The following is a 530-nucleotide window of genomic DNA, read 5'->3' as shown; positions in this document are numbered from 1 at the left end:
TACCTGCGACGTCAACTGCGCCTTCAACGCATAATTATGGTAAATTACCCTCCTTTTTGTTCGTTTTATAGTTGATACGTTGCTCTAATGTCGAAAATTTGGTCAAAAGAAGAGACTCTCTGGAGTTTCGCCCTCTATGGCACTGCCGTGGGCGCAGGAACCCTGTTCTTGCCCATTCAGCTCGGCTCCGCAGGCGCGATTGTCCTGCTCATTACGGCCCTTGTGGCTTATCCTTTAACCTACTGGCCGCACAAAGCGCTGGCCCAGTTTATCCTGTCGTCAAACGCCAAAGGCAGTGAAGGGATCACCAGCGAGGTGGCGCACTACTACGGCAAAAAGATCGGCAACCTGATCACCACCCTCTATTTTGTCGCCTTCTTCGTGGTGGTGCTGATTTATGCCGTGGCGATCACCAACTCAATAACAGAACAGCTGGCGAAGCATCTGACCGTCGACACCACCGTGCGCGTGCTGGTGAGTCTTGGCGTGGTGATGGTGCTGAATCTGATCTTCTTAACGGGCCGTCATAT

At 52.1% G+C, this 530-nt stretch carries 1 pseudogene; it reads left to right on the top strand.

The window, feature by feature from the left end:
• Positions 1-87: 87 nt before the first annotated feature.
• Positions 88-530: pseudogene (locus tag K5E19_RS23835) on the top strand (transporter); the annotation flags it as partial.

The organism is Enterobacter sp. RIT637, assembly GCF_019718755.1.
In the GTDB taxonomy this organism is placed as follows: domain Bacteria; phylum Pseudomonadota; class Gammaproteobacteria; order Enterobacterales; family Enterobacteriaceae; genus Enterobacter.
Note: the sequence above shows the minus strand (reverse complement) of the source record. Positions and strands in the feature narration are given on the sequence as shown.